The organism is Fictibacillus sp. 5RED26 (assembly GCF_015903895.1).
Lineage (GTDB): Bacteria > Bacillota > Bacilli > Bacillales > Fictibacillaceae > Fictibacillus > Fictibacillus phosphorivorans.
Genome location: NZ_JACZDU010000002.1, coordinates 277,812 through 298,414, shown reverse-complemented (window position 1 = coordinate 298,414; position 20,603 = coordinate 277,812). Strand labels below are relative to the sequence as shown.

Annotated in this window: 27 protein-coding genes and 1 pseudogene; 1 reads left to right on the top strand and 27 read right to left on the bottom strand. The window is 35.2% G+C overall.

Translation table 11 applies throughout. From position 1 onward, the window contains the following. Positions 1–519, bottom strand: a complete 519-nt coding sequence (locus IHV10_RS09830; RefSeq protein WP_197128638.1) for an SMI1/KNR4 family protein — start codon at positions 517–519, stop codon at positions 1–3. Beyond that, positions 512–2,368 (bottom strand): ribonuclease YeeF family protein, encoded by a 1,857-nt coding sequence (locus IHV10_RS09825; RefSeq protein ID WP_197128636.1) that lies wholly within the window; start codon positions 2,366–2,368, stop codon positions 512–514. Before IHV10_RS09825 ends, IHV10_RS09830 begins: the two co-directional genes overlap by 8 nt. Before the next feature lie 337 nt (positions 2,369–2,705). Here IHV10_RS09825 and IHV10_RS09820 point away from each other — a divergent pair, with 337 nt between their 5' ends. Beyond that, positions 2,706–3,221 carry a hypothetical protein gene (locus tag IHV10_RS09820; protein WP_197128635.1) on the top strand — a complete coding sequence of 172 codons (516 nt, stop codon included), beginning with the start codon at positions 2,706–2,708 and terminating at the stop codon, positions 3,219–3,221. A 57-nt stretch (positions 3,222–3,278) separates the two neighbouring features. On the opposite strand, the gene IHV10_RS09815 is transcribed toward IHV10_RS09820, so the two are convergent. From IHV10_RS09815 to IHV10_RS09695, 25 genes and pseudogenes are all read right to left on the bottom strand, one after another. Then, positions 3,279–3,809, bottom strand: a complete 531-nt coding sequence (locus IHV10_RS09815) for a hypothetical protein (protein WP_197128634.1) — start codon at positions 3,807–3,809, stop codon at positions 3,279–3,281. A gap of 582 nt (positions 3,810–4,391) precedes the next feature. After that, positions 4,392–5,654, bottom strand: a complete 1,263-nt coding sequence (locus IHV10_RS09810) for an O-antigen ligase family protein (RefSeq protein ID WP_197128633.1) — start codon at positions 5,652–5,654, stop codon at positions 4,392–4,394. Positions 5,655–5,850: 196 nt separating this feature from the next. Then, positions 5,851–6,864, bottom strand: a complete 1,014-nt coding sequence (gene galE / locus IHV10_RS09805; RefSeq protein WP_197128632.1) for a UDP-glucose 4-epimerase GalE — start codon at positions 6,862–6,864, stop codon at positions 5,851–5,853. 177 nt (positions 6,865–7,041) lie between these two features. Then, positions 7,042–7,170: pseudogene (locus tag IHV10_RS09800) on the bottom strand (excalibur calcium-binding domain-containing protein); the annotation flags it as partial. A gap of 294 nt (positions 7,171–7,464) precedes the next feature. Then, on the bottom strand, positions 7,465–7,632 hold the full coding sequence (locus IHV10_RS23110) for a contact-dependent growth inhibition system immunity protein (protein WP_370629662.1): 168 nt from the start codon (positions 7,630–7,632) through the stop codon (positions 7,465–7,467). A gap of 140 nt (positions 7,633–7,772) precedes the next feature. Then, positions 7,773–8,240, bottom strand: a complete 468-nt coding sequence (locus tag IHV10_RS09790) for a DUF2004 domain-containing protein (RefSeq protein ID WP_197128630.1) — start codon at positions 8,238–8,240, stop codon at positions 7,773–7,775. A gap of 139 nt (positions 8,241–8,379) precedes the next feature. Further along, positions 8,380–8,730, bottom strand: coding sequence for a transposase (locus IHV10_RS09785; RefSeq protein ID WP_197128628.1), 351 nt, complete (start codon positions 8,728–8,730; stop codon positions 8,380–8,382). 215 nt (positions 8,731–8,945) lie between these two features. Then, positions 8,946–9,371, bottom strand: coding sequence for an SMI1/KNR4 family protein (locus IHV10_RS09780; protein WP_197128626.1), 426 nt, complete (start codon positions 9,369–9,371; stop codon positions 8,946–8,948). A gap of 292 nt (positions 9,372–9,663) precedes the next feature. After that, a complete protein-coding gene (locus IHV10_RS09775; RefSeq protein WP_197128624.1) occupies positions 9,664–10,002 on the bottom strand; it encodes a hypothetical protein in 339 nt (112 codons plus the stop codon). 95 nt (positions 10,003–10,097) lie between these two features. Next, complete coding sequence (locus IHV10_RS09770) at positions 10,098–10,271, bottom strand: SMI1/KNR4 family protein (RefSeq protein WP_231619529.1); 174 nt, start codon at positions 10,269–10,271, stop codon at positions 10,098–10,100. A gap of 13 nt (positions 10,272–10,284) precedes the next feature. Then, positions 10,285–10,515 carry a hypothetical protein gene (locus tag IHV10_RS09765; protein ID WP_197130057.1) on the bottom strand — a complete coding sequence of 77 codons (231 nt, stop codon included), beginning with the start codon at positions 10,513–10,515 and terminating at the stop codon, positions 10,285–10,287. A 163-nt stretch (positions 10,516–10,678) separates the two neighbouring features. After that, positions 10,679–11,149: an immunity protein YezG family protein gene (locus IHV10_RS09760; RefSeq protein ID WP_197128622.1), complete on the bottom strand. Its 471-nt coding sequence runs from the start codon at positions 11,147–11,149 to the stop codon at positions 10,679–10,681. A 172-nt stretch (positions 11,150–11,321) separates the two neighbouring features. Then, positions 11,322–11,678 carry a hypothetical protein gene (locus tag IHV10_RS09755; protein WP_197128620.1) on the bottom strand — a complete coding sequence of 119 codons (357 nt, stop codon included), beginning with the start codon at positions 11,676–11,678 and terminating at the stop codon, positions 11,322–11,324. 120 nt (positions 11,679–11,798) lie between these two features. Continuing rightward, positions 11,799–12,194, bottom strand: a complete 396-nt coding sequence (locus IHV10_RS09750) for an immunity 22 family protein (RefSeq protein WP_197129903.1) — start codon at positions 12,192–12,194, stop codon at positions 11,799–11,801. Between the two features lie 18 nt (positions 12,195–12,212). Further along, positions 12,213–12,413 (bottom strand): hypothetical protein, encoded by a 201-nt coding sequence (locus IHV10_RS09745; protein WP_197128618.1) that lies wholly within the window; start codon positions 12,411–12,413, stop codon positions 12,213–12,215. 1,000 nt (positions 12,414–13,413) lie between these two features. After that, positions 13,414–13,803 carry an immunity 22 family protein gene (locus IHV10_RS09740; RefSeq protein ID WP_197128616.1) on the bottom strand — a complete coding sequence of 130 codons (390 nt, stop codon included), beginning with the start codon at positions 13,801–13,803 and terminating at the stop codon, positions 13,414–13,416. Positions 13,804–13,807: 4 nt separating this feature from the next. Then, positions 13,808–14,080 (bottom strand): hypothetical protein, encoded by a 273-nt coding sequence (locus tag IHV10_RS09735; RefSeq protein ID WP_197128614.1) that lies wholly within the window; start codon positions 14,078–14,080, stop codon positions 13,808–13,810. 29 nt (positions 14,081–14,109) lie between these two features. Next, the gene (locus IHV10_RS09730) at positions 14,110–14,772 is read right to left on the bottom strand and encodes a hypothetical protein (RefSeq protein ID WP_197128612.1); all 663 of its coding nucleotides are present in this window, start codon (positions 14,770–14,772) and stop codon (positions 14,110–14,112) included. A gap of 242 nt (positions 14,773–15,014) precedes the next feature. Beyond that, positions 15,015–15,458, bottom strand: coding sequence for an SMI1/KNR4 family protein (locus IHV10_RS09725; protein ID WP_197128610.1), 444 nt, complete (start codon positions 15,456–15,458; stop codon positions 15,015–15,017). An 18-nt stretch (positions 15,459–15,476) separates the two neighbouring features. Next, positions 15,477–15,662 (bottom strand): immunity 22 family protein, encoded by a 186-nt coding sequence (locus tag IHV10_RS09720; protein ID WP_370629667.1) that lies wholly within the window; start codon positions 15,660–15,662, stop codon positions 15,477–15,479. A 272-nt stretch (positions 15,663–15,934) separates the two neighbouring features. Continuing rightward, the gene (locus tag IHV10_RS09715; RefSeq protein ID WP_197128608.1) at positions 15,935–16,450 is read right to left on the bottom strand and encodes an SMI1/KNR4 family protein; all 516 of its coding nucleotides are present in this window, start codon (positions 16,448–16,450) and stop codon (positions 15,935–15,937) included. 9 nt (positions 16,451–16,459) lie between these two features. After that, positions 16,460–17,272 (bottom strand): Imm47 family immunity protein, encoded by an 813-nt coding sequence (imm47, locus tag IHV10_RS09710; protein WP_231619494.1) that lies wholly within the window; start codon positions 17,270–17,272, stop codon positions 16,460–16,462. Positions 17,273–17,276: 4 nt separating this feature from the next. Then, positions 17,277–17,480, bottom strand: a complete 204-nt coding sequence (locus tag IHV10_RS09705) for a hypothetical protein (protein ID WP_197130053.1) — start codon at positions 17,478–17,480, stop codon at positions 17,277–17,279. A gap of 511 nt (positions 17,481–17,991) precedes the next feature. Beyond that, a complete protein-coding gene (locus IHV10_RS09700) occupies positions 17,992–18,480 on the bottom strand; it encodes a hypothetical protein (RefSeq protein WP_197128606.1) in 489 nt (162 codons plus the stop codon). Next, positions 18,480–20,333 carry a T7SS effector LXG polymorphic toxin gene (locus IHV10_RS09695; protein ID WP_231619528.1) on the bottom strand — a complete coding sequence of 618 codons (1,854 nt, stop codon included), beginning with the start codon at positions 20,331–20,333 and terminating at the stop codon, positions 18,480–18,482. Before IHV10_RS09695 ends, IHV10_RS09700 begins: the two co-directional genes overlap by 1 nt. Between the last annotated feature and the right edge of the window lie 270 nt (positions 20,334–20,603).

The following is a 20,603-nucleotide window of genomic DNA, read 5'->3' as shown; positions in this document are numbered from 1 at the left end:
TTAGCTTTTTAAAGCCAAAACTTCTTCTCGATTGTAGTCTATCATTGCTAGAAAAAATTCAGCAAAATTCTCAAATCTATCTATTTCTTCTCCAGCAAACCAAAGTATCTCTCCTGGTTTAGCTGAATTTGGTAGGCTTAATACAAATAAATCCTTATCATGTTCCGTAGCAGCTATTGGCAATAGTTCACTTCTACTAACACCACTTTCTTTTAATACCTGATCATCAATAGCTGTTAATAGCATTTCAGCATATTCTTTTTTAGTGGAGTCTTTCAGTTGTTCAGTACCAAACAAGTCTACCGTTTGATAAAAACCTTTCCAACCATTTGCATGTTGTAAGAAGTCTCGATACGTTAAGTCCAGTTTATAACCCAATTCTTCTTCAAAATCTAAAAGACTTTCTTCAGTTGCTCCTACCTCTGGAAAATGATGTGGCCACATTTTCTCTACATCTTGTTTCATTAATTCTTGTTTTACTAAAATTAAAGTTGCTATCATGTCTTTCCAATTAATCATCTTTTAGTTCCTCCTCTACGAATTTAAATTCTGTAGGTTTATAACCAACAGGATATTTATTAGCCTGTCCTCCAATACTCATATTAACTTTTGGATCAAGATCTAACCAGCTATGTGGATCCGGTTTGCCCATCCAAGTTGTATCAGGAACATGACCAACATGCCCTTTATATGCTTCTCCATTGTCAGCCGCTCTTTTTCCTTCGAGCCTTGCTGCACGTGAAGCTTCTTGTCTTAGTTTACCTTTTGTTGACACTCTTCCTGTAGGAGATAATACTCCAGCTTCTAAAGCTTTATTAGAGCCTTCAACATAGGCCTTAACTTGCTCTATCTGTTCATCTGTCGCTCCTGGTGGTGCTTTTACCTCTACAGTACCGCTTAGCTCACCCGTCCCTCTAGTAACCGAAGCCTGCTGCATCAAATCCTTAACAGTCTTCGTCTCCGTGCTAATTGTCCTAATCACATGACCGGTCGGTGATATCAATGCGTGGACTTTAAATCCTACTGGAATGTGTGTGTTGCCTACGTTATGCTTTATGGTCTTAGCCATTTCTTCAGCCTGCAAAAGCTTTTGTCTCGCATATTGAGTGCTGTAAGGGAATTTCGTTTGAACAAATTTCCCCATATCTACTTTACTCAAACCATACCCTGCACCGCTTACTCCAACGATTGCAAACGCATTAAACAGACTCTGGTTACGCTGTTGTTCCGTTAATTCATTGCCAAACATGTCTTTCCCGGTGAAGTACTCCCCAAAACCGTTCGCTGACACAAGTCCATATATGCCATATTCGGCTTTTTGGAGATTCTTGAGTCCTTGCGCCGTTCGGTGGGCATCGAGCATATGATTCGCAGCGTTTGCTCCTTTTACCGTTTTGTAGATGGCCGATCCACCTTTGCCGATTCGCCCAACCCAACCGACGAACGGAACAAAGCCTGCCGCTGCCATAGCGCCAGATGTCACGCGTTCCGCATCACTCAGCTTGCGTCCTGTGACAGGATCAACGCCCGTCGCGGCTCGCTGTGTATCGTAATATCCGGTTACTTCACCTGTAAACGTACAGACAGTGTCCCACGCCTTCTCGTAAAATGGTCTGTTTTCCATTTCTTCGATTTCTTTTGCAATCCTTCGATCCTCTTTTTGCTGCTTTTTAAACGTAAGATAGTCAGAGGTATCTTTTTTCGCTTGTCCGATTGCTTTGTAGACTTCGCTATTGTGATAAGCTTCTGCGTTAAAGTTGAGAGGAGAAATGGTCTCCCCTTGCCGTGTCGCTTCCATCAGCTGTGCGAACAGCCCGTAAATATGCTGTTCTTGGTTTTGTGAAATGCTGTACTCTTCTGATAAGCGTTGGTCGAACTCGTTTACTTTCTCGACCGTATCAGAGCGTTTTTTCTCTGATTTATCCATTTGATCTTCGAAGGCATCTTTTGAAAATATTGATAAGGAGACAAGGTCATTAACTCTGTTAAAAATATGCTGCAATGCTTCTTGTTGATCAGCGACCATATCCTTCGCCTGTTTCCCCGCTCGCTCCACATTCTCTTCCAAAAAAGGAACCTGCACAAACGTGTCTCCAGAAAGATCCACGTCCTCCGTATCTCCGGGAATGCCTTTAAAAAAGCCAACATTCGTGTCGATCAACCGAATCCATGCATCGATGACATCCATCTGCCCCTGGTAGAATCCTTTAATCGAATCTGCTCCATGCCCCTTAAAGTCATGGTTCTCTACTATTTTACTAAACTCTTTTTTTAAAGTCTCAAATTGTTCTCTTAATTGCTCATAATGGTGGGCTCGTTCACTGGTTGCAGCTTTTAAGGTTGAGGCTTCGTATACTTTGCTTCCCATTTACTGTTGCCCTCTTTCTTCTGTAATGTTTATCCTTTTTCACACTTCCTTTATTATCCAATAAATAAACCATGATTTTCAATGAAACTTGTGTACCATTTTCTTTCGTAATTTTACGGTACTTGTTTTTATATTTTGTTACGCGTTCACCGGTAAAATGGCTGTTTTCACCTGAGATATGTTTGTTTTCACCGGTAACATGTTCACCACCACCTGAACTTCAACACTCACCACCGATAAACACGCAATTTCCACCTGTACAGGCCTCCCCGCAACAAAAAATACCCAGTCATAGGACAGATTTCACCTAGAATACAGTGATTGAGGGAGGTGACAGATGAATTTGGTAAAAAGATTCGCACTAGCAAGCATGCTCATGTTCATTTTCATTCTTTCTGGGTGCAGTGATGACCCAGTTCAGGAAGATCTGCTCCACTACGTGAACGAAGAGATGCCTGATTTGGCTAATAAGGAAAAAGAGGTTGTCGGAAAGTATGAAGCGGTAACAGGAGTGAACTACACAGATGATTACACCCTTTATGATGCTTTGAAATTGGAGATTATTCCGGAGTACAACGCGTTCATCCAAAAGCTTGAGGCTGTTGAGACCAAGACAGACGAACTGCGAAAGTTACACGAGGACTTTATCGAAGCAACGAATCTACAGGCGAGCGCTTTTATTCTCATCGTGACTGCGATTGAAAACCAAGATAGTAACACGATTAACGAAGCGAACGAAAAGCTCAATACTGCGCGTAAAATGATGCGGGATTATCAGAACGATGTGGAAAAGTTAGCGAAGAAACATGATGTGAAGTTGGAAAAGAAAGATAATGACCACGAGTCCCTATAATAAAAAGTTGATAGACATAAAAAAGACGATCACTTCACAAGTGATCGCCTTTTTAGATTACTTCAACGGAGTAGGTTCATAATCAATGTTGTACTTCTTCGTTAATTTTTCCATACCATCATGGTACTCTTGAATCGCTTCTTGGTATTGAAGCCCTTTTTCGTTGGATTTTTCTATTAAACTCTTGTCTTGTTTTTCTAAAGCTTCCTTCTCCAACAACAACGCTTCTTGATAGATTAAGGACGCTTTTTCCATCTTATCTGTTTGTGTTTTCAGCTCTTTTGTTTTCGGGTCAATTTCTTTTGCTCCCTTTACTACTTTATCGTAGATTGGGATGACCTGATTGACGAGCACATCATATAATTCTTTATCATTTTTAAAATTTTCACCAGAAACAGAAGCTAGAATCTGATTAGCTTCTACCTCATATTTAGAGATTTGAGCGATGTCTTCATTAATGACTTTAACGATTTCTTCTTGTTTTTCTTTGTCTGACATTTCTTTTTTAGTAGAAGTCTTACTCTCGCTGCATGCTGCAAGGATGAGAATAAGGAGTAAGGAGAATGTAATGAAGATCGGTTTACGCATAGTTAGTGTTTCCTTTCATATTTATGTATATTTCTATAATACCATTTAGGAAACTCCACCAACACAAGCTAAAGTTGCAGTAAACAAACAAAAACCCCGGCCACTTTAAGCCGAGGTTCTACAAAAAACGCTTTATAAGATTTAACCAGCCGAAGATCGATAACCACAATGGAATGCAAAAAAGAAGTGCCCAAAATAAGCCTACAAAGAAATCTCCTTCTCTTTCCATATTCCGCTCTCCTAACTATTACTAGATTTTAAATTCTAATAGTAGTTTTAACAGAATTGCTAGAGAACATACGCTTAGGATTACTAGAATAATTTCCTTAATAAGAGGAACAGGACAATCAAGACAATCCATACCGGAATAGATAATAACAGACCCCAAAGACATCCCTTTGCAAATGAAGGATTCTTGTTCATTGATAACACCTCTATGTTGATACTTGTACTTTCTTACATAATTCGTACGATATCATGATCTTATACTCATAGAGTGTATCGTCAATTATACGTTCTTGTTTTAACGTATTCGGAATGAGAGCGAAAAATACCCCTTCTCGCTATGAAGAAGGGGTAGAATTAGAGATATTCTTTTTTCTTACCGTGTTTAACCGTTAGATCTACGTTCCACTTTCTCACAAAACTTAAAATACGTGGGTGGACCAAGGTTAGACGTGCGGTGTACTTCTCCCAAGTGGCTAGTAATATGATGGCAATAAGAGCTACTTGTGGAGAATACAGGACATAATCAAAAACACCCGTCAGCAAAATAATTGGTAATGACAGCAAGAAAGTATCAAGGTGTTTTTTATTCGCTACATTAGATAGATACAGCGAAAGCATCTTGTAAACATGAATCGAGATTACAATGAGCAGCGCAACACCACCAAGTGATCCGTATTCTGTAAATATACCTATAATCATATTGTGAGCGTGCGGTATATTATCATGGTAAAGATTTATATATTCTCGGTGGAATCCAATAGGTGTGATTCCAAATAATGAATGTTCCTGCCAGAGATGAATAGATCGTTCCCAAATGACCTTCCGCATATCAGCGGATGCGAAGAGCCTAGCTTTTCTTGGCATTAGTTCTAAGATAAAGTGAATATTTATCAGCATGATTGAAGCAAGGAACAACGCATAAAAGCGATTCCATCTAAAAATAAAAAGCGTAAAGATGATAATTAATATTCCAAACCCTGCTTTTGATCCCGTTAAAAAAATTGCGTGAACCAACATGCCCACTACTATTACTTGCAGTGCTAGCTTCTTATAAGAAGCACTTTTAATACTTTTCAAACACTCTCCAAGTAAAAATGAAAGGCCGAACAATAGGAGTGCGACTGACAGGTTAGGATTGTATGAAGCCCCCATCAACCTTTCATAATCTTGTTGAATCTCAGTTTGTCCAATCAGGGCCGTACCTGTCAAATAGCTCACATACATATTTTTCATGAACAGCTTTTGAACAGGATAAAGCGCATAAAAATAAAGTCCGCCCCAAATGGTAATCCACTTAAATGATGATAAAGTCTTTTGAACGTTGTTATTTTTCATTTTCACATACAACCCCATATAAGAGAGGAGTAAAGCGGAAATCAAAAAGTAAGAATAGTCCTTATTGATTAATGCCGATCCAATGGTTGAAAGAAATAAACTTCCCAGTAAAAAAAGTCCTGGCGTAATCTGAACCCTTCTTCCCTTTTTCAAAGTAATATGCAAATGGTAACATCCGTTTATTAATACGAGTAAAATACCTAAAGGAGGAAGCAGAAAACAAAGAAAGATGCTTATTTCGAAAAAATACTTACTAGAAAAACCGATAATAGATTTAGCCATATTCAACCTCTTCATCGTATAAGTTTCATTTCAAAATCGCATTAACTCATCATACTTGAAAAAGTCTAACGATATTGCACTTTTACGGAAACCAAACGATTTCTTCACGTTAGCTATATTTTCTTAACAATCTTTAGCAATTACATTAAATAACATAAAAAAAGGAGAGAATCTACGTAGATTCTCTCCTCTTGCATTATGATTTATATCCGTTCTTATTCTTCTGCTGCCAGTTCCACGAGTCACGAAGCATATCTTCTAACCCTTTTTCTGCGACCCAGCCAAGTTCTTGTCTTGCTTTTGTTGGATCTGCATAACTGACTGCAATATCCCCTGGACGGCGGTCGATCACTTCGTATGGAATATCCACACCATTCACTTTTTCAAACGTGTGAATCATATCCATGACGCTGTAGCCCTTTCCTGTTCCTAAGTTGTACGCGTCAACTCCCGGGTTCGTCAGCACTTTATCTAAAGCTTTCAAGTGGCCGCTCGCAAGATCTTCCACATGAATATAATCACGTACGCCCGTTCCATCTTCTGTGTCATAATCTTTACCGAACACACGAAGTTTATCGAGCTTACCTACTGCGACCTGCGTGATATAAGGCGTTAAGTTGTTTGGAATATCACTCGGATCTTCCCCAATCAAGCCACTCTCATGCGCACCAACTGGGTTGAAGTAACGAAGAAGCGCAATGCTCCACTCTTCATCAGAATTGTGTAGATCTCTAAAGATCTGTTCTAACATCAACTTCGTCCAGCCATATGGATTTGTTGCGCCGAGTGGTGTATCTTCCGTCAAAGGTACCGTCTCAGCTGTACCATAAACAGTAGCAGAAGAACTAAATACAATCTTCTTCACATCGTTTTCTTTCATCACTTCACACAGAACTAGCGTGCTCGTAATGTTGTTCTGATAGTAATAAAGAGGTTTCGCAACAGACTCTCCTACTGCTTTTAATCCAGCGAAATGGATGACTGCCTCAATGTTGTTTTCAGAGAAGACGTTCTGCACCTTTTCTTTGTCTAAAAGGTCTATGTCGTAACACTTGATCTCTTTTCCTGTAATCGTATGTAGTCGATTCAATACTTCTGGATCGCTATTTAAATAATTGTCGATAATAACGACTTCAAATCCGGATTGTATGAGTTGTACAACCGTGTGGCTGCCGATGTACCCTGCACCACCTGTGACTAAAATAGCCATTCTATTCCCTCCAATATATCTTTAAAATTGGTCTCATTATGCGTAATCATGTCTTAAATTTTACTTTATCATAACGCTTCTATTATACAAAGAGAATCTATTAAACCGCTCTCAAGGTCGTCGTACAAAAAAAGTCTATCCTTGTATAGATAGACTTCGTAACGTAATGGTTTATTGTTATCGTTCACAAGCAATTAAGTCTTTATCACGATCACTTTTTTTATTAGCTTCATAAATGGCTTTTGAAACATACGGCTTATATTTTGTTTTTCCACCTTTGTTCTTAACATTAGAAGCTTTAGCTACTCTCTTGATGCTCATTAGGAAATTTTGCAGGATGCATGTTCCACCATTCATGTTCCCTTCTGAAAGTGTAATGCTGTTTTACATACTCAGAGTAGCGCCTCCATGCAAAAGAACTTAAAAGATATTTAGTCTATCAAGGTTTTTAAAATTTATTTATTTTTATTTGTTTTTACTCCTTCTTTCATTTGGTCTATTAAATTAGATAGCCATTTTAGAGGGGTTGATTTAATCGCTAGAAAGTAAACTTCGGTATTATTTTTAATAAAAGTTTCTTTCTCCTGTTTTGTTAAACTACTAATTCAATAAATTCTCGCAATCATTTATTGTGGATAGCAAACATTCTTTGCTGGCTTCCTTTATAAAATCATCTAGGGCTTGTTCTGGAGAAATGGTACCTTGATGAAATGTTCCTCCTAAAAAATCTTCTAACTGCACTAAATAATGCTCATAAGTTTCTTCCATAAACACACCTCTTTTTTAACAATTTTTTTCTTCTGATTTCTAGTAGTAACAAAAAAACACTTGTTGCCCGATTGACAATAAGTGCCTTTAAATAGTCACAATAAAACCCTCATGCTTAATTATACATACAATACTAACATTTAAATTGCGACATCCTGGTAACCTACTTTAGTTACTTTCTCATTTAATAGACGAAGTCCTAGTCCATTTTCTGTATCCCACGTACAATCAAAGGTTACCCCAATATCTCTCTCCTCATAAATATCGCCATAAGGTACTACAATTCCTACTAAAGTTATCATCTCTTCCATTTGATTAGTTGTTTCGATTGGCGGATATTTTTCATTAACTTCAATATCATATCCTAGTTCTTGACGCTCTTGTTTGTAATAATCTAATATTGATTGTAAAAAACTTTGCCGTAATTTACCCCAATTTTGTACTAATGATTTGTAAGCGATATATTGTTCTTGATCAAACTTTCCGTCTTCTACACCTTTAACCATTAATGCTATTTCGGCTTCTTTCCCACAAAATTCTATGCTTATGTATCTAATCCAACCATAATTATATTTTAACTCCCCAAATACCTGATCATTAATTATCATCTGTATGTTCTCCTTATTTATTTAGCCGCAAATCCCTTCGGCCCAGTCTATGAGCATCTGCCCATACATCTTTTGACCTGCCACGAAAGTTCCCCCTGGATTTTCACCAGATTAAAGGCGTCTATAATAATAATTTCAATTAGATGTTACTATCTCTTTCTTCTACGAATTCTAAAAACGAATCTTGCAATTCTCCTTCCGTATCAATAGAATCGAGAAGTAATTTTGGTTCTAACGAACAATCTTTTAAAGTTGAACTTCCATCAATTACTCCTAGCACGTTTGAAATAGTATTAATCATAGTTTGTTCAATTATCTTCATTAATGTATGTTTATTTTCATCAGTTAAACTATCGTAAAAACCAATAGTTATTTTCCAATAATCATCTGTACTAGAAGTAACATTCGTTGTTTCATACAAGTCTTTGTATATTCGAAGGTTCTCCTTAATGATAGATTCATAAAGTGATTTAACAAAAATATCATTCATTTTTTTATTTCCTCATTTCTGGATACATTTTTTTGTTTAATTCAATTAGTTCTTTTAAATCAGTTACAAGCAAAAGGTGAGCCAACATTTCCTTTAGCCCACCTGTGATAATTCATTTTCCCTTATATCCTCACCTATTCTTTTATCCCTGTACCGAAAACGGGTATAGTCCCAGTTTCCTTCATAAGTATCCCCTAGAATAATCTCCTTGTTTTTTACCAGTTATCAATTCCCTCTTGAAATATGTCTATTACATAGTCATTAAATGTATTATATCTTGGGTGTAGATCTGTCCTGCCCCTTTCCAAACTAAATACTCTGTCTTCATTAATATCTGCGCAATACATACATCTAGCAAATTCTCCAGAGTCCTCTAATACAATTAAGTTCATACCTAACCCTAATTTTCTCCATCTCTCTGTTGCATCAACTACAGATGCTCCAAAATTACCCTGAATACCCTCTAGTTCAACTCCACATATACCTCCTGAACCATATTTTTTTATAAAATCGCGATAAATCTGAGGAAATTTAACTCTTAGTTTTTCTTCAGCCTTATAAATATATTCTTCTGATATTTCTCCAAAAAAATCATCTACTTCACCATAATTTTCGATCATCTTAATAATTCTATCATCCATAACTTAAACTCACTCCTATTGTTCACTAGCACGCAACTTCCAATATTTACTTATAAAGTAATTATACATTTTTTCATTTCTAAAAATCTTTCTATTTTCAACCACACCGTGTTAGTGAAAAAACCCTTGAAAGTTATTTAACTTTTCAAGGGTTTAAATGGATGAATTTTTATAATTTAGGAACATCAATCAGATCTCACGGTGATTTATTGATGAAGATACGAGTGTTTTTTAAATAAATCGTCTTAAAGAAAAGGATCTTGAAAGAAATTAAGCCACTCAAGAAAACCAATTATATACCCATTTCTCTTTCCCATATCTTTTTTCCGTCAATTAACAAAACTGAACTTGGTGGATCATCTTGGAGAGAAATTTCAACAAGTGAACTTTTTTCTTCTTTCAACCATTTATATACACTACCTTCGCCAGTAGAAGGATGAGATAAAATACGATTTACTTGAAAAGCAATTGCATAGTATTCTACGTAAGCGGAATCCTCATTATCTAATCCATTGTCAGTCTCATAAAATGTATCTGTTTTACCCACAATTCTTAATCCACTGTTCCACTCTAATATGATTTCTACACCCTCATACTCTGTTAATGTTTTAAACAAAGAATTTGATAACATAGATATCCTTTCTATTTCAAGGTTTTTTTTTGGTTGTGGCGTTTTAAATCTTATCGTTTATTGAATCCTGTAATAGTTATATTCTACAAACACATCTATTCTTTTAACATACTTAGAAATTCTTCAAAGCTATCACTTACCTTATATGTCACAGGATTCAATTCTGAAGACTCTTCATGATTCCAAACGCATACAATTGGCTCTCGAACATTGTTACGATAATCTAAGCAAACAAAGTCACCTGCATATAATGCAGCTACCGGTAGCAGTTTTCATCATAAACTATTCCTTTAGTTCTTTACCGTTTATTATTGTAAATTCATCAGGGTTAGTTTCATGTAATTTTTCTGCTTCATCATAATAAGGTCCATAAATATCCTTACTCGGAGAATTATTACCCTTACCCTTATCCTCAACCTCTCTCATCTTAGTAGCCTGCAAAACCATCATTTCTTCTTCAACATTATCAAAATCTTTTACAATAATATTAAAGCCGCCTTTTACCCTAGGCATGGAATACTGGATTACATGGCAGCGTATTTCCTTTTGCTAATTAGCACTTGTTGGACAGCTAAGTTCCTCTTTTCAGATTATTTTATATTCCTTAATAAAACACTTATTATCTAATATTAGTAAGTGATTCAGTTGACAATGTATTATTCAAACTCAAGTTACCCTAAATTTTTTTGTCCTTTCTAATTAGTTCTTTATCCCTTTCAGAATTTGGCTCCAAATGTAAAACTTCATATTCCCATATTACTTGCCTTTCACTCGATGTATAAGGACAGTTCAATATATCTTCATAATTAAATTCAATTTTAAATTCCCCTGTATGATCTAGATAGAAGGTGAAATTTGTCCAAACTTCTTCGTTATTTTCTTTATATCCTATATACAAATTTGAAACATCTTTTAACAGTTCTCTTAACAACTGCTTATATATCTTTTTATCTACATTAAATATTTCAGGAATATCATGACCATATACTAGTTCTTTACTAGTTTGTGAACTAAAGTAAAAATATACTTCACTAGAATCATCTAATACTTCTCCATACATGTATATATTTTTCCAGCTATCAGGTACAATCTCATTTAATTTGTTTGCTATCGCTTCATAAATTTTTCCTATTTCACTAGTTTCCAATTGATTAGCCTCCAAATTCAAATAAGAATAAATTGAAACAAATCTGTTCTACAATTTTTCTTCATCATTCTCATTAAGTAAATTAATAAATAACTTTACTAAAACCAACTCTTAACATATGTTTTCAAAATAATAATTAGGAAGATCAATTTAAAGAAATTTTTTTTTAAAATTAAACTTCGTCAGACATAGCATCATCGTAATCCTGTAATTCATCCGTAATTTCTTTTAATCGGTCAATATTATTTATAAATTCATCGTAAGAAATTTCTTGATAGTCGAAAATCCCTTCACCATATTCATCTCTGTCAAGTATTTTTACTTCTGCACCTAACCTCAACAAGTTATCAACTAACCCTATTAATTTTTCCATATCATCAATATTATTTGCATCCGTTTCGGCAAAAAAATCTTTGTTTTCGATTTTATTTTTTATCTCTGTAATTCCTAAATTAGTGTACTTTCTTAAGGGTATTAGATATTTATTAAATGGACCGTCAGAGCTTATTTTAATTGCCACTTTACTCATCTATTATTCTCCTTTCCATTTATCGACAGTTCTACCAGGTGTATTTTCACTATGCAAAAAACACCTTTTGTCAACTAACAAAAAGTGCTTCGCGGCTATAATAATCATCATATTCAGTTACTAATCTTCATAAATAACAGACTCCATATATTTAAGGTTCCTACCATCAAGTTTCGCTTCCTCAACAAGTTCCTCATATTCAAAATCATATAACCGAATAACAATATTGTACTTTTTTTCTGAACTTTCACCATAAAAGTCCTTAAGTTTGCTTATAAGTTCGTCAGAATAAGAAGCATTCTTTAGTAATTCAGAAAAAGAAGACGTAGGATATTCATTGTAGGTACATTCAAATAAATCTTGGTTATACTCAAGGAAATCTATTTTAAAATCATTCATAAAGCTTGAAGGAATTCTGTCTCCCTTATTATCATACTTTATTTCTACATACTTTCTTAGCAAATCCTCAGTACTACAATTTCCAAACCAAAGAGAAACAGCTCCTAGGTTTTCCATCATAATCCCCATTTCTAATTATCTAAGCCCCTTAGGTAATGAATCAATTCCGTCTTTCAACCTATAATGTGCCCAATTCCTTAATTTCCTTTTAAATGTTTCATAATCAAGTGAGTGATCAATCAGATCAAGAAGCTCTCTATGAGCTTTTCCTGAACCTTCAAACCCATGTCTTCCTACTGGTTTTACAAGCTCAACATCTTTCGTTAACGTTCTCATTTCTGCTATATCTTCAGCCGTTACGCCCAACCATTTAAAAATTGGTGCTCGAGATACTAGATGTCATTCATGGTAGCCACCGGGATAACGAATCCTACTCTCAATTATAGTCCTAAATTTTGGAGTAGACTAGGCTAGTTCAAATTCATCTATGCTCAATTCATTAAACCATTTTGCTAAATCTATACTTCTTGGCATAGTTTCTGGTGTAAAAGTACTAGTCCTGGAGGTTTCATTAACAAAGTTGCCTTTTAAAAGATTATTTAATTGCTAATTTGATAATCTTTTTTCCTTCTGTTTTTTACTAGCAGAAGGTTTCTCTCTTACTCCGGGTTTTACGCTACTTGCTTTAGGTCTTGCTGGCTTAGATATACTAAATATACCCGTACCCTTAACCTCTCTCACCTTAGAAGCCTGCAAAACCATCATTTCTTCTTCAACATAGCTTCCTAAGATAGTTGCTTCATCGCACTCGGCATTCGTTCTGATCTCTTTTGCCCCACATAACCGGCTCCTGCGTTTTTAGTTTGTTTCGCATCTGAAACACTGAGCTCGTCTTATAAGCTTCTGCGTTAAAGTATAGAGGTGAGATATTCTCGCCTTGACGCGTTGCGTTTATCATCGCTGAGTACAATTCGTTCACTTGCTCTACTAGGTTCTGTAACCCAAGATATTCTTGGGTTAGCTGCTGGTCGATTGGATAAAAAAACTAACCCGAAAAGGATTAGCTAAATGAATCATATAAGTTACTTTTTATTGTTTTGCATTCTAAACAGGCAAATACGCAAGCAATTCTTCTAATCTAATACATACCCGCCTAGCGTGAGAACCGTCCCTGCGCTTCCTTTAGTTGACAATCAAGTGCTTTAAGTTCACATGTTTTCTAAGTTTTCAAGTCACTAGTCGCTTTAAGTTTGTACGTACAATTTTGATAATGAGAATATGAAATCGTTTGTATTTCATGACAAATAGTACGTTTAAACTAACGAACTTGTACGAGCTATTCGTATGGTACAGTACCAATGAATTTAATTTCTATATTTTCGGATTCATCTCCACTTTTCGCTTCATTGTATTGAAAATCATAGAGTACAATAACAAAATTAATACTATATGCTAATTTATCGCCATTTATTAACTCTTTTATTTTTGGGATAATTAGTTCGCTATAAGAAAAATCATTTAAAATATCGTCTACATTATTTTTAGGATTTTCATAAAAACAAATTTCAATGTTATCTTCATCATAATAACCAAATTCAAAGTTTGTTCCAAACTTTGAGTCTATTGAATCTCCATCTTCCGTATATTCTATATCAACATACTCCTCAAGATTTTCAAACGATTTAGAAACTCCAAACCACACTGAAGACATTCCACTATACTCCATATTATCACTCCTCATTTTTTAGAGTACCTGGTAATCCTTCTACTCCACCCTTGTATCTATAATGAGACCACATCTGTAACCTTCTTACAAATGTATCATAGTCAAGTGATGTGTCTATTATCTCTAATATTTCATTATGCGCTCGCTTAGAACCCGGCGCACGATGATGTTTCCCTGGTGGATTAATAAACTCAACATCTTTTGTTGGTGTTCTCAATTCTTTGATTTGTTTAGCACTTATCCCCCATCTTTTAAAAGTAGGTGCTCTTGCAATCATTAACCATTCATGTAATTTCCCAGGCGTTCTCAATCTTGAAGAAAATTTTTTTTAACTTCAGGATTAGCCCACGTTATCTCTAATTCATCTAAAGTTATATTGTCAAACCACCTAATAAACTCACCATCTCTTACACTAGGAATATCTTTTGGGTTATAAATATTAGTACGAGATGTAATTTTAACAAAATTATGTTGAATAACCTCCGATTTTCTTTGATTTGGAGTTTGTCTTTTTACTGTAGTTTCACCCGTACCCTTACCCTCAACCTCTCTCGCCTTAGAAGCCTGCAGAACCATCATTTCTTCTTCAACATTATCAAAATCTTTTACATCAATATTAAAGTCATCTGCAGCCAATCTCTCTTTTGAAAATAGCAGATTAAATTTCTCAAGATAAGCTGTGGATTTCTTGTTCACTACATACGTGTGTTTCTTTACTTTCCCCATGCCTTTAGCCAGATCTACTTTTGACACTTTAGAGAGCTTATCAATTCCTTTTCCGCCTAAGACGCTAACACCAAGCTGAGTGCCCATATAGGAAAAGTAGTGTGCCCGGCTGCCCGCATCTCCGTGTATAACTTCTTCATTAAATGATGTGGATAGCTGATCCCAAGCCGCACTTCCTGTTTTGATGGGGTGCGCTGCGGCATATTTTAATCCATCTAAAGTTTCTCCTGGGTTTTTCACCATATTCACAAGACCGTCTACGGTATCATCAAGAGCGCTACCTGATCCACTCTGAACGTTATCCCAAATTTCTGTGAAGAAGCCTTTTTCTTTTTTAAATGTATATAGTAGCTTGCTGTGGTTGTTGATTCATTATTTTTTTGCATACACTTAACAGTGGTTGTGTTAATAAACGAAAACCTTGAAAGGCGGTTTATAGCCAATCAAGGTAATCGAATTTATTCAAACTATCTATGTTAATATCTTTAAAAATGTATATTTAATTCTTCCCGGATTGCTTTTTCTAAATATTCCTCAAAACTCTCTGCTATAGTTTCTTTACCACCGAAATTAAAATCAAATGTAATAATTTCTTTATTCGGAGAATTAAAGCCTACTGGATTACCTGCACCGTCTATACCAATAGCAGTAAAATTCTCATACTCTTTAGGGAGTGCTTTTCTAAAATATAGAGATTTCTCAACAAATGATGGAGTCGCAACAAACTCTGCCTCTGTCAATCCCAAAATAATTGCCTCACCAACTGCTCCAGAACCATATCTCAAAAGAAATTCTTTAAAATCCTCTGGCAATTTTACTTTTAGGTCTTCTTCCGCTTGTTTTATTTCCTCAATATTAAGTGGTCCTCCAAAGGCTTCTGGGCACATTTCAAACTCTTCATCAATAGCATTTAATATTTCTATCTTCATTCTATGATCCCCTTGTAATCATTTCTTTTTCAATAAAATCCTCATCTGGATCATCCATATCAATATTAAAATCCACGAAAAATTTGAAGGGAAAGACTCTCCATCTTCATCATATGTTAAGTTGACGTACTCCTCTAAATGGCTTTGTGTATTAATATTACCTAACCATATTGAGACGATTCCTTGCTTTTCTATAGATAACACACACTCATATTTAAACCCTTCTGGCAATGCTGAAATTCCATCCTCTTATCTAGTGAGCCCAATTATTAAGTTTTCTAACAAATGTTTTATAATCATTTAATGTGCGAGTATTATAATAAAGAGTGGATTCCAAAAGGCTCCCACACCCCGTTAGAATGGTAGTATGGCAGCCTAACTATGTTTTGTTATTCTAGATTTACTATTCAGTCTATTTAAACTTTTTTGGTACTGGCGCATTGAACCTTTCTTTTACAGAAATACTCTACAAAAAATTATTCTGTTAACATACTTAGAAATTCTTCAAAACTATCACTTACCTTATATGTCACAGGATTCAATTCTGAAGACTCTTCATGATTCCAAACGCATACGATTGGCTCTTCAATATTGTTACGATAATCTAAGCAAACAAAGTCACCAGCATATAAAGCAGCTACCGGTAGCAGTTCAGTGCCTACTAAATTTTCATCATAAACTATTCTTTCATCTAATTGAGTACTAACTACTCCTATATCGTAATACTCAACATCTCTATCCCCTGTTACTTTTAATATACATAAAAACCTATCAATCATATATTCATGGTTGTTACACTTAAAATTATTCTCTATAGGAGTTCCACCACTATATTTCATAATAAAATGTTTATAAATATCTGGTAGTATTACTCTCCATTTACCTTCCTTTTCAGAAAGTAAAGAATCATCTGGTAAGGGGTAAATTATTGTTCCATCCTTAAAATCCCTATTATTTTTCCCTATCCACTTCACATATATTTTATTTTTCATAGGTTATAGTTAAAGCTTATATCCGTAAAAATATTTTTGTCCCTTTTCCCAGTTTTCCATTGAAAGTTCGTTTATATAGTCAATAAAATCTTTATAATTACTTGCACTAATAATAGTATTGTAATCCGCAGGTACTCTTTCACCAGTCCAAATTGATAGTAAAGATGGTATTAATTCCATTTTTAATTGCTCCTCATTATTAGCAGCAATCATAACTCGCTGAATCAATTTTTTAGCTAAGTCTCCAGGAAAAGCTAAATTTTGTTGAAAATAATAACTATTTGTATCCTTCTCCTGACAATACTTAAAATAAAAATTTCCAATTTCATCTATAGTTGCATCTTCACCAATATGATCTTCAAAATTAATAAAGGAATCAATAAAGTCTTTTATAATAGTAGCTCTATCACTGAAATCCTCCCACTCTTCAAGTAAAGTCAATAAATATGGAATTACTTCAAGAGAAAGTGAGGTTGTGGCTGCTGATGCAAAAGTATCTACTGTTTCCTCAGTTACCTCACTAAGAAAACGGAGATTATTTGAATCCCTTAAATCTTCATGTGTTGCAATAGATAAAAATACTCTAATGCATAAATTCAGAACCGCTTCATCTTTAGTTTGATTCATTAATTGAACTAATAGTGGTTTTTGAGTAAAATCCCCCGTTTTAAATAATTCTATTAAGTAAAATAAAACTTCCGTTTCTGTTACAGATTTTAAAATTTTTTCTTTTATTTCCGATTTAGCTAAAATTGTTTTTTCTCCAAACCATATACTATTCATAAGATTTCTCGTTTCTCGCATTAATGCACCTACTTTCATTAAATTATCTCTTTCCATTTTCTCGTTGCCATTTCAGAACTTTATTTTGAAAAACAGTAACCTCAATATGTTGTGGATTATTACCAAATACAATAATCCCTTTTTCATTTTCATGTATTTTTAGTACCTTAGCATTTTCTTTACAATAACCCATTTCATGATAAAATTCTAAATTTAATTCATCAATTTGCTCTCGACGAATATTCAATTCTGTTGACCTTTTTCGATTTCCCCTCTTCTAACCAATGCTTGATAGTCTGCTCTTGCTTCCTTTATTCTTTACCCTTTACTATTGTAGATTCATCAGGATTAGGATACCGATCAGGGTTAGTTTTGTGTAATTCTTCTGCTTCATCATGAAAGAACCAGTTGCACATTCACTTAACCTATAATATCTATAACTCACTAAAAAGCACTTGATGCCTGAAATGGCAATCAAGTGCTTTACAGCTAGCTATATGATTATTGTAAGTATTAATGAAATTAAACTTCTTCTCCTTTTAATCAGTAGTTGTCCTTAAAAATAGCCGTATATACCATAAATAAATCCTCCCTTCCTACTCTGCTGGATTAATCACCGGCATATTTTCACTATTAATGGACTTCTAAATCTTTTTACCGCTATTTTCCAAAAAGCCCCTGCATACTGGATATATAAAGAGATAACACCTAGCCTTATCAAAGCGTTCTGTACTAGATTGCTATCTTCACGATACTCATTACTCCAATTTAAAAGCGAAAATTTTTCCTTCTGGATAATCACCACTCCAGCCGCAAGGAAAAGCGCCGAGTTGATATATCTCAAACAGTTCTTCAAAAAAAGAGCTATTCTTTCCATTTATCGCTCTATTAATGGCACAATTAGTAAGATCAGCTACAACATCGTTATAAAATATACTATATTTAAATGAGCTTTTTCTCACATTATCAGCAATAACTTCCAATAACTCTTCCAATCCATTAGGCTTTTCATTTTCTGACATTGCGTAATAACTTCCCCAAACTTCACTCATTTCCAATTCTCTGATATCTTTCCAATTATATTCATCCTCGCCAAAAATCTCATCATATGCTAAATGCTCTGCTTTTTTTATATCATTAATAATAACAATTTTATTGGATAAATTATTAGTAGTGTGTTCGCTCTGGAAATTTTTCGAGAACCGAATTACCTCTTCAACTAAATGATTAAATGCACCATAGTTCATTACTTTTTATACCACCTTTCCCAAAGGTCAACTGTTGCCCCTCCTCCTCTTTTCCATACAGGAGTCGTAACCTCTTTATCCATTCTTTCTTTTTTGTATTGTTCCATTCCAATTTCCTTAATCCTTCTAAGTTCATTTTCAAGGTAGTTATCCTGCATGTATAGTGGTAATCCCTTTTCTTGAAGTAGTCTTAACTTTTGTTGCAATTCAAAAACTTGTTTTTCTATTATAGATATATCTTGTCTTATATCTATTTCATCCAATTTTCCTCTCACAAAATTACTATAAACTGCGTGATATCCTTTATGTCTAGAAGTTACACTAACATCTGCATCTGGCACCCGAAGAAAAAATCCATTTGAGGCATCGTCCATATCTATGCCTATTTTTTGTAATACAGGATGACTTCTAAACTCTTTAGGAATAATATGTTGTGCTTGATAAGGAGTTCGTTTTGTAGTTTTAGGCAAACCCATTTCTTCAAACATATTTTTCCCTAGTTTCGCAGAACTTCCCCCTGTTACTTTTCCCGGAGTTCCAGGAATAAGCCTTTTCACTTCAACCTTACCCTCAACCTCTCTCACCTTAGAAGCCTGCAAAACCATCATTTCTTCTTCAACATTATCAAAATCTTTCAAATCAATAGTAAAGCCATCTGCAGCCAATCTCTCTTTTGAAAATAGCAGATTAAATTTCTCAAGATAAGCAGTGGATTTCTTGTTCACTACATACGTGTGCTTCTTTACTTTCCCCATGCCTTTAGCCAGATCTACTTTTGACACTTTAGAGAGCTTATCAATCCCTTTTCCGCCTAAGACGCTAACACCAAGCTGAGTGCCCATATAGGAAAAGTAGTGTGCCCGGCTGCCCGCATCTCCGTGAATAACTTCTTCGTTAAATGATGTGGATAGTTGATCCCAAGCCGCACTTCCTGTTTTGATGGGGTGCGCTGCGGCATATTTTAATCCATCGAATGTTTCTCCTGGGTTTTTCACCATATTCACAAGACCGTCTACGGTATCATCAAGAGCGCTTCCTGATCCACTCTGAACGTTATCCCAAATTTCTGTGAAGAAGCCTTTTTCTTTTTTTAATGTATATACTTTAGCTTCCTGAGATAGTTGCTTCATCGCACTCGGCATTCGTTCTGATCTCTTTTGCTTCACATAACCGGCTGCCTGCGTTTTTAGTTCGCTTTGCATCTTAAACACTGTGCTCGTCTTATAAGCTTCTGCGTTAAAGTATAATGGTGAGATATTCTCGCCTTGTCGCGTTGCGTTTATCATGGCAGAGTACAATTCGTTTACTTGTTGCACTAGGTTCTGTAACCCAAGATATTCTTGGGTTAGTTGCTGGTCGATTGCGTTAACCGCTTCAACGGTTCGCGTTCGTTTCTTTTCAGCTTGATCCATCTGCTCATCAAATGGATCTTTTGAAAAGACAGTCAGTGATACAAGATCATTAATTCCATTAAAGATATTTTGTAGAGAATCCTGTTGATCAGCAACTCTGTCTTTTGCTGATTTTAATCCTTGGCTTACATTTTCCTCGAGAAACGGTACTTGAACCATTGAATTTCCGGCTAGATTAGCATCTTCAGCATAACCCGGAATGCTTTTGAAGAACTCAATGTTCACATCAATGAACCGAAGCCAAGCGTCTACGATATCACTTTGTGCTTGATAAAAGCCTTTGATCGCTTCTGCTCCATGTCCTTGAAATTGTCCGTCATCTACAATTTTACCAAACTCTTTTTTTAATCCAACAAACTGTTCTCGTAACCTCTCATAATTTTGGGCTCGCTCTTTGGTTGCAGCTTTTAAGGTTGGTGCTTCATACACTTTGCTTCCCATATTCACCGTTGCCCTCTCTAAAATTTTCATTCACAGCACAGTTACCGTTAAAATTTACCATTAAATCTTATACCCTAGTAATTGTAAAATAAACCGCACATAGTACTGTTTTTAGAGAGTTTTACCTAGTAAGACATTCCCGGTTATAGAAGACGCTAAATTCGGAGTTAAACAAATTTAATTCACCTAAGAGTCACTTAGAAAATAGTTCAATAGTAACAAAAGCATATCTTCATATTGTATATTTTTCCATTTATGATAGGATAAAAG

Excerpts from the sequence above, each read along its gene's own strand:
- IHV10_RS09830 (WP_197128638.1), bottom strand. The coding sequence starts at position 519 with ATGATTAATTGGAAAGACATGATAGCAACTTTAATTTTAGTAAAACAA.
- IHV10_RS09825 (WP_197128636.1), bottom strand. The coding sequence starts at position 2,368 with ATGGGAAGCAAAGTATACGAAGCCTCAACCTTAAAAGCTGCAACCAGT.
- IHV10_RS09820 (WP_197128635.1), top strand. The coding sequence starts at position 2,706 with ATGAATTTGGTAAAAAGATTCGCACTAGCAAGCATGCTCATGTTCATT.
- IHV10_RS09815 (WP_197128634.1), bottom strand. The coding sequence starts at position 3,809 with ATGCGTAAACCGATCTTCATTACATTCTCCTTACTCCTTATTCTCATC.
- IHV10_RS09810 (WP_197128633.1), bottom strand. The coding sequence starts at position 5,654 with ATGGCTAAATCTATTATCGGTTTTTCTAGTAAGTATTTTTTCGAAATA.
- galE (WP_197128632.1), bottom strand. The coding sequence starts at position 6,864 with ATGGCTATTTTAGTCACAGGTGGTGCAGGGTACATCGGCAGCCACACG.
- IHV10_RS23110 (WP_370629662.1), bottom strand. The coding sequence starts at position 7,632 with ATGGAAGAAACTTATGAGCATTATTTAGTGCAGTTAGAAGATTTTTTA.
- IHV10_RS09790 (WP_197128630.1), bottom strand. The coding sequence starts at position 8,240 with ATGATAATTAATGATCAGGTATTTGGGGAGTTAAAATATAATTATGGT.
- IHV10_RS09785 (WP_197128628.1), bottom strand. The coding sequence starts at position 8,730 with ATGAATGATATTTTTGTTAAATCACTTTATGAATCTATCATTAAGGAG.
- IHV10_RS09780 (WP_197128626.1), bottom strand. The coding sequence starts at position 9,371 with ATGGATGATAGAATTATTAAGATGATCGAAAATTATGGTGAAGTAGAT.
- IHV10_RS09775 (WP_197128624.1), bottom strand. The coding sequence starts at position 10,002 with ATGTTATCAAATTCTTTGTTTAAAACATTAACAGAGTATGAGGGTGTA.
- IHV10_RS09765 (WP_197130057.1), bottom strand. The coding sequence starts at position 10,515 with ATGCCTAGGGTAAAAGGCGGCTTTAATATTATTGTAAAAGATTTTGAT.
- IHV10_RS09755 (WP_197128620.1), bottom strand. The coding sequence starts at position 11,678 with ATGAGTAAAGTGGCAATTAAAATAAGCTCTGACGGTCCATTTAATAAA.
- IHV10_RS09750 (WP_197129903.1), bottom strand. The coding sequence starts at position 12,194 with ATGGAAAACCTAGGAGCTGTTTCTCTTTGGTTTGGAAATTGTAGTACT.
- IHV10_RS09745 (WP_197128618.1), bottom strand. The coding sequence starts at position 12,413 with ATGAGAACGTTAACGAAAGATGTTGAGCTTGTAAAACCAGTAGGAAGA.
- IHV10_RS09740 (WP_197128616.1), bottom strand. The coding sequence starts at position 13,803 with ATGGAGTATAGTGGAATGTCTTCAGTGTGGTTTGGAGTTTCTAAATCG.
- IHV10_RS09735 (WP_197128614.1), bottom strand. The coding sequence starts at position 14,080 with ATGATTGCAAGAGCACCTACTTTTAAAAGATGGGGGATAAGTGCTAAA.
- IHV10_RS09730 (WP_197128612.1), bottom strand. The coding sequence starts at position 14,772 with ATGGTGAAAAACCCAGGAGAAACTTTAGATGGATTAAAATATGCCGCA.
- IHV10_RS09725 (WP_197128610.1), bottom strand. The coding sequence starts at position 15,458 with ATGAAGATAGAAATATTAAATGCTATTGATGAAGAGTTTGAAATGTGC.
- IHV10_RS09715 (WP_197128608.1), bottom strand. The coding sequence starts at position 16,450 with ATGAAAAATAAAATATATGTGAAGTGGATAGGGAAAAATAATAGGGAT.
- imm47 (WP_231619494.1), bottom strand. The coding sequence starts at position 17,272 with ATGAAAGTAGGTGCATTAATGCGAGAAACGAGAAATCTTATGAATAGT.
- IHV10_RS09700 (WP_197128606.1), bottom strand. The coding sequence starts at position 18,480 with ATGAACTATGGTGCATTTAATCATTTAGTTGAAGAGGTAATTCGGTTC.
- IHV10_RS09695 (WP_231619528.1), bottom strand. The coding sequence starts at position 20,333 with ATGGGAAGCAAAGTGTATGAAGCACCAACCTTAAAAGCTGCAACCAAA.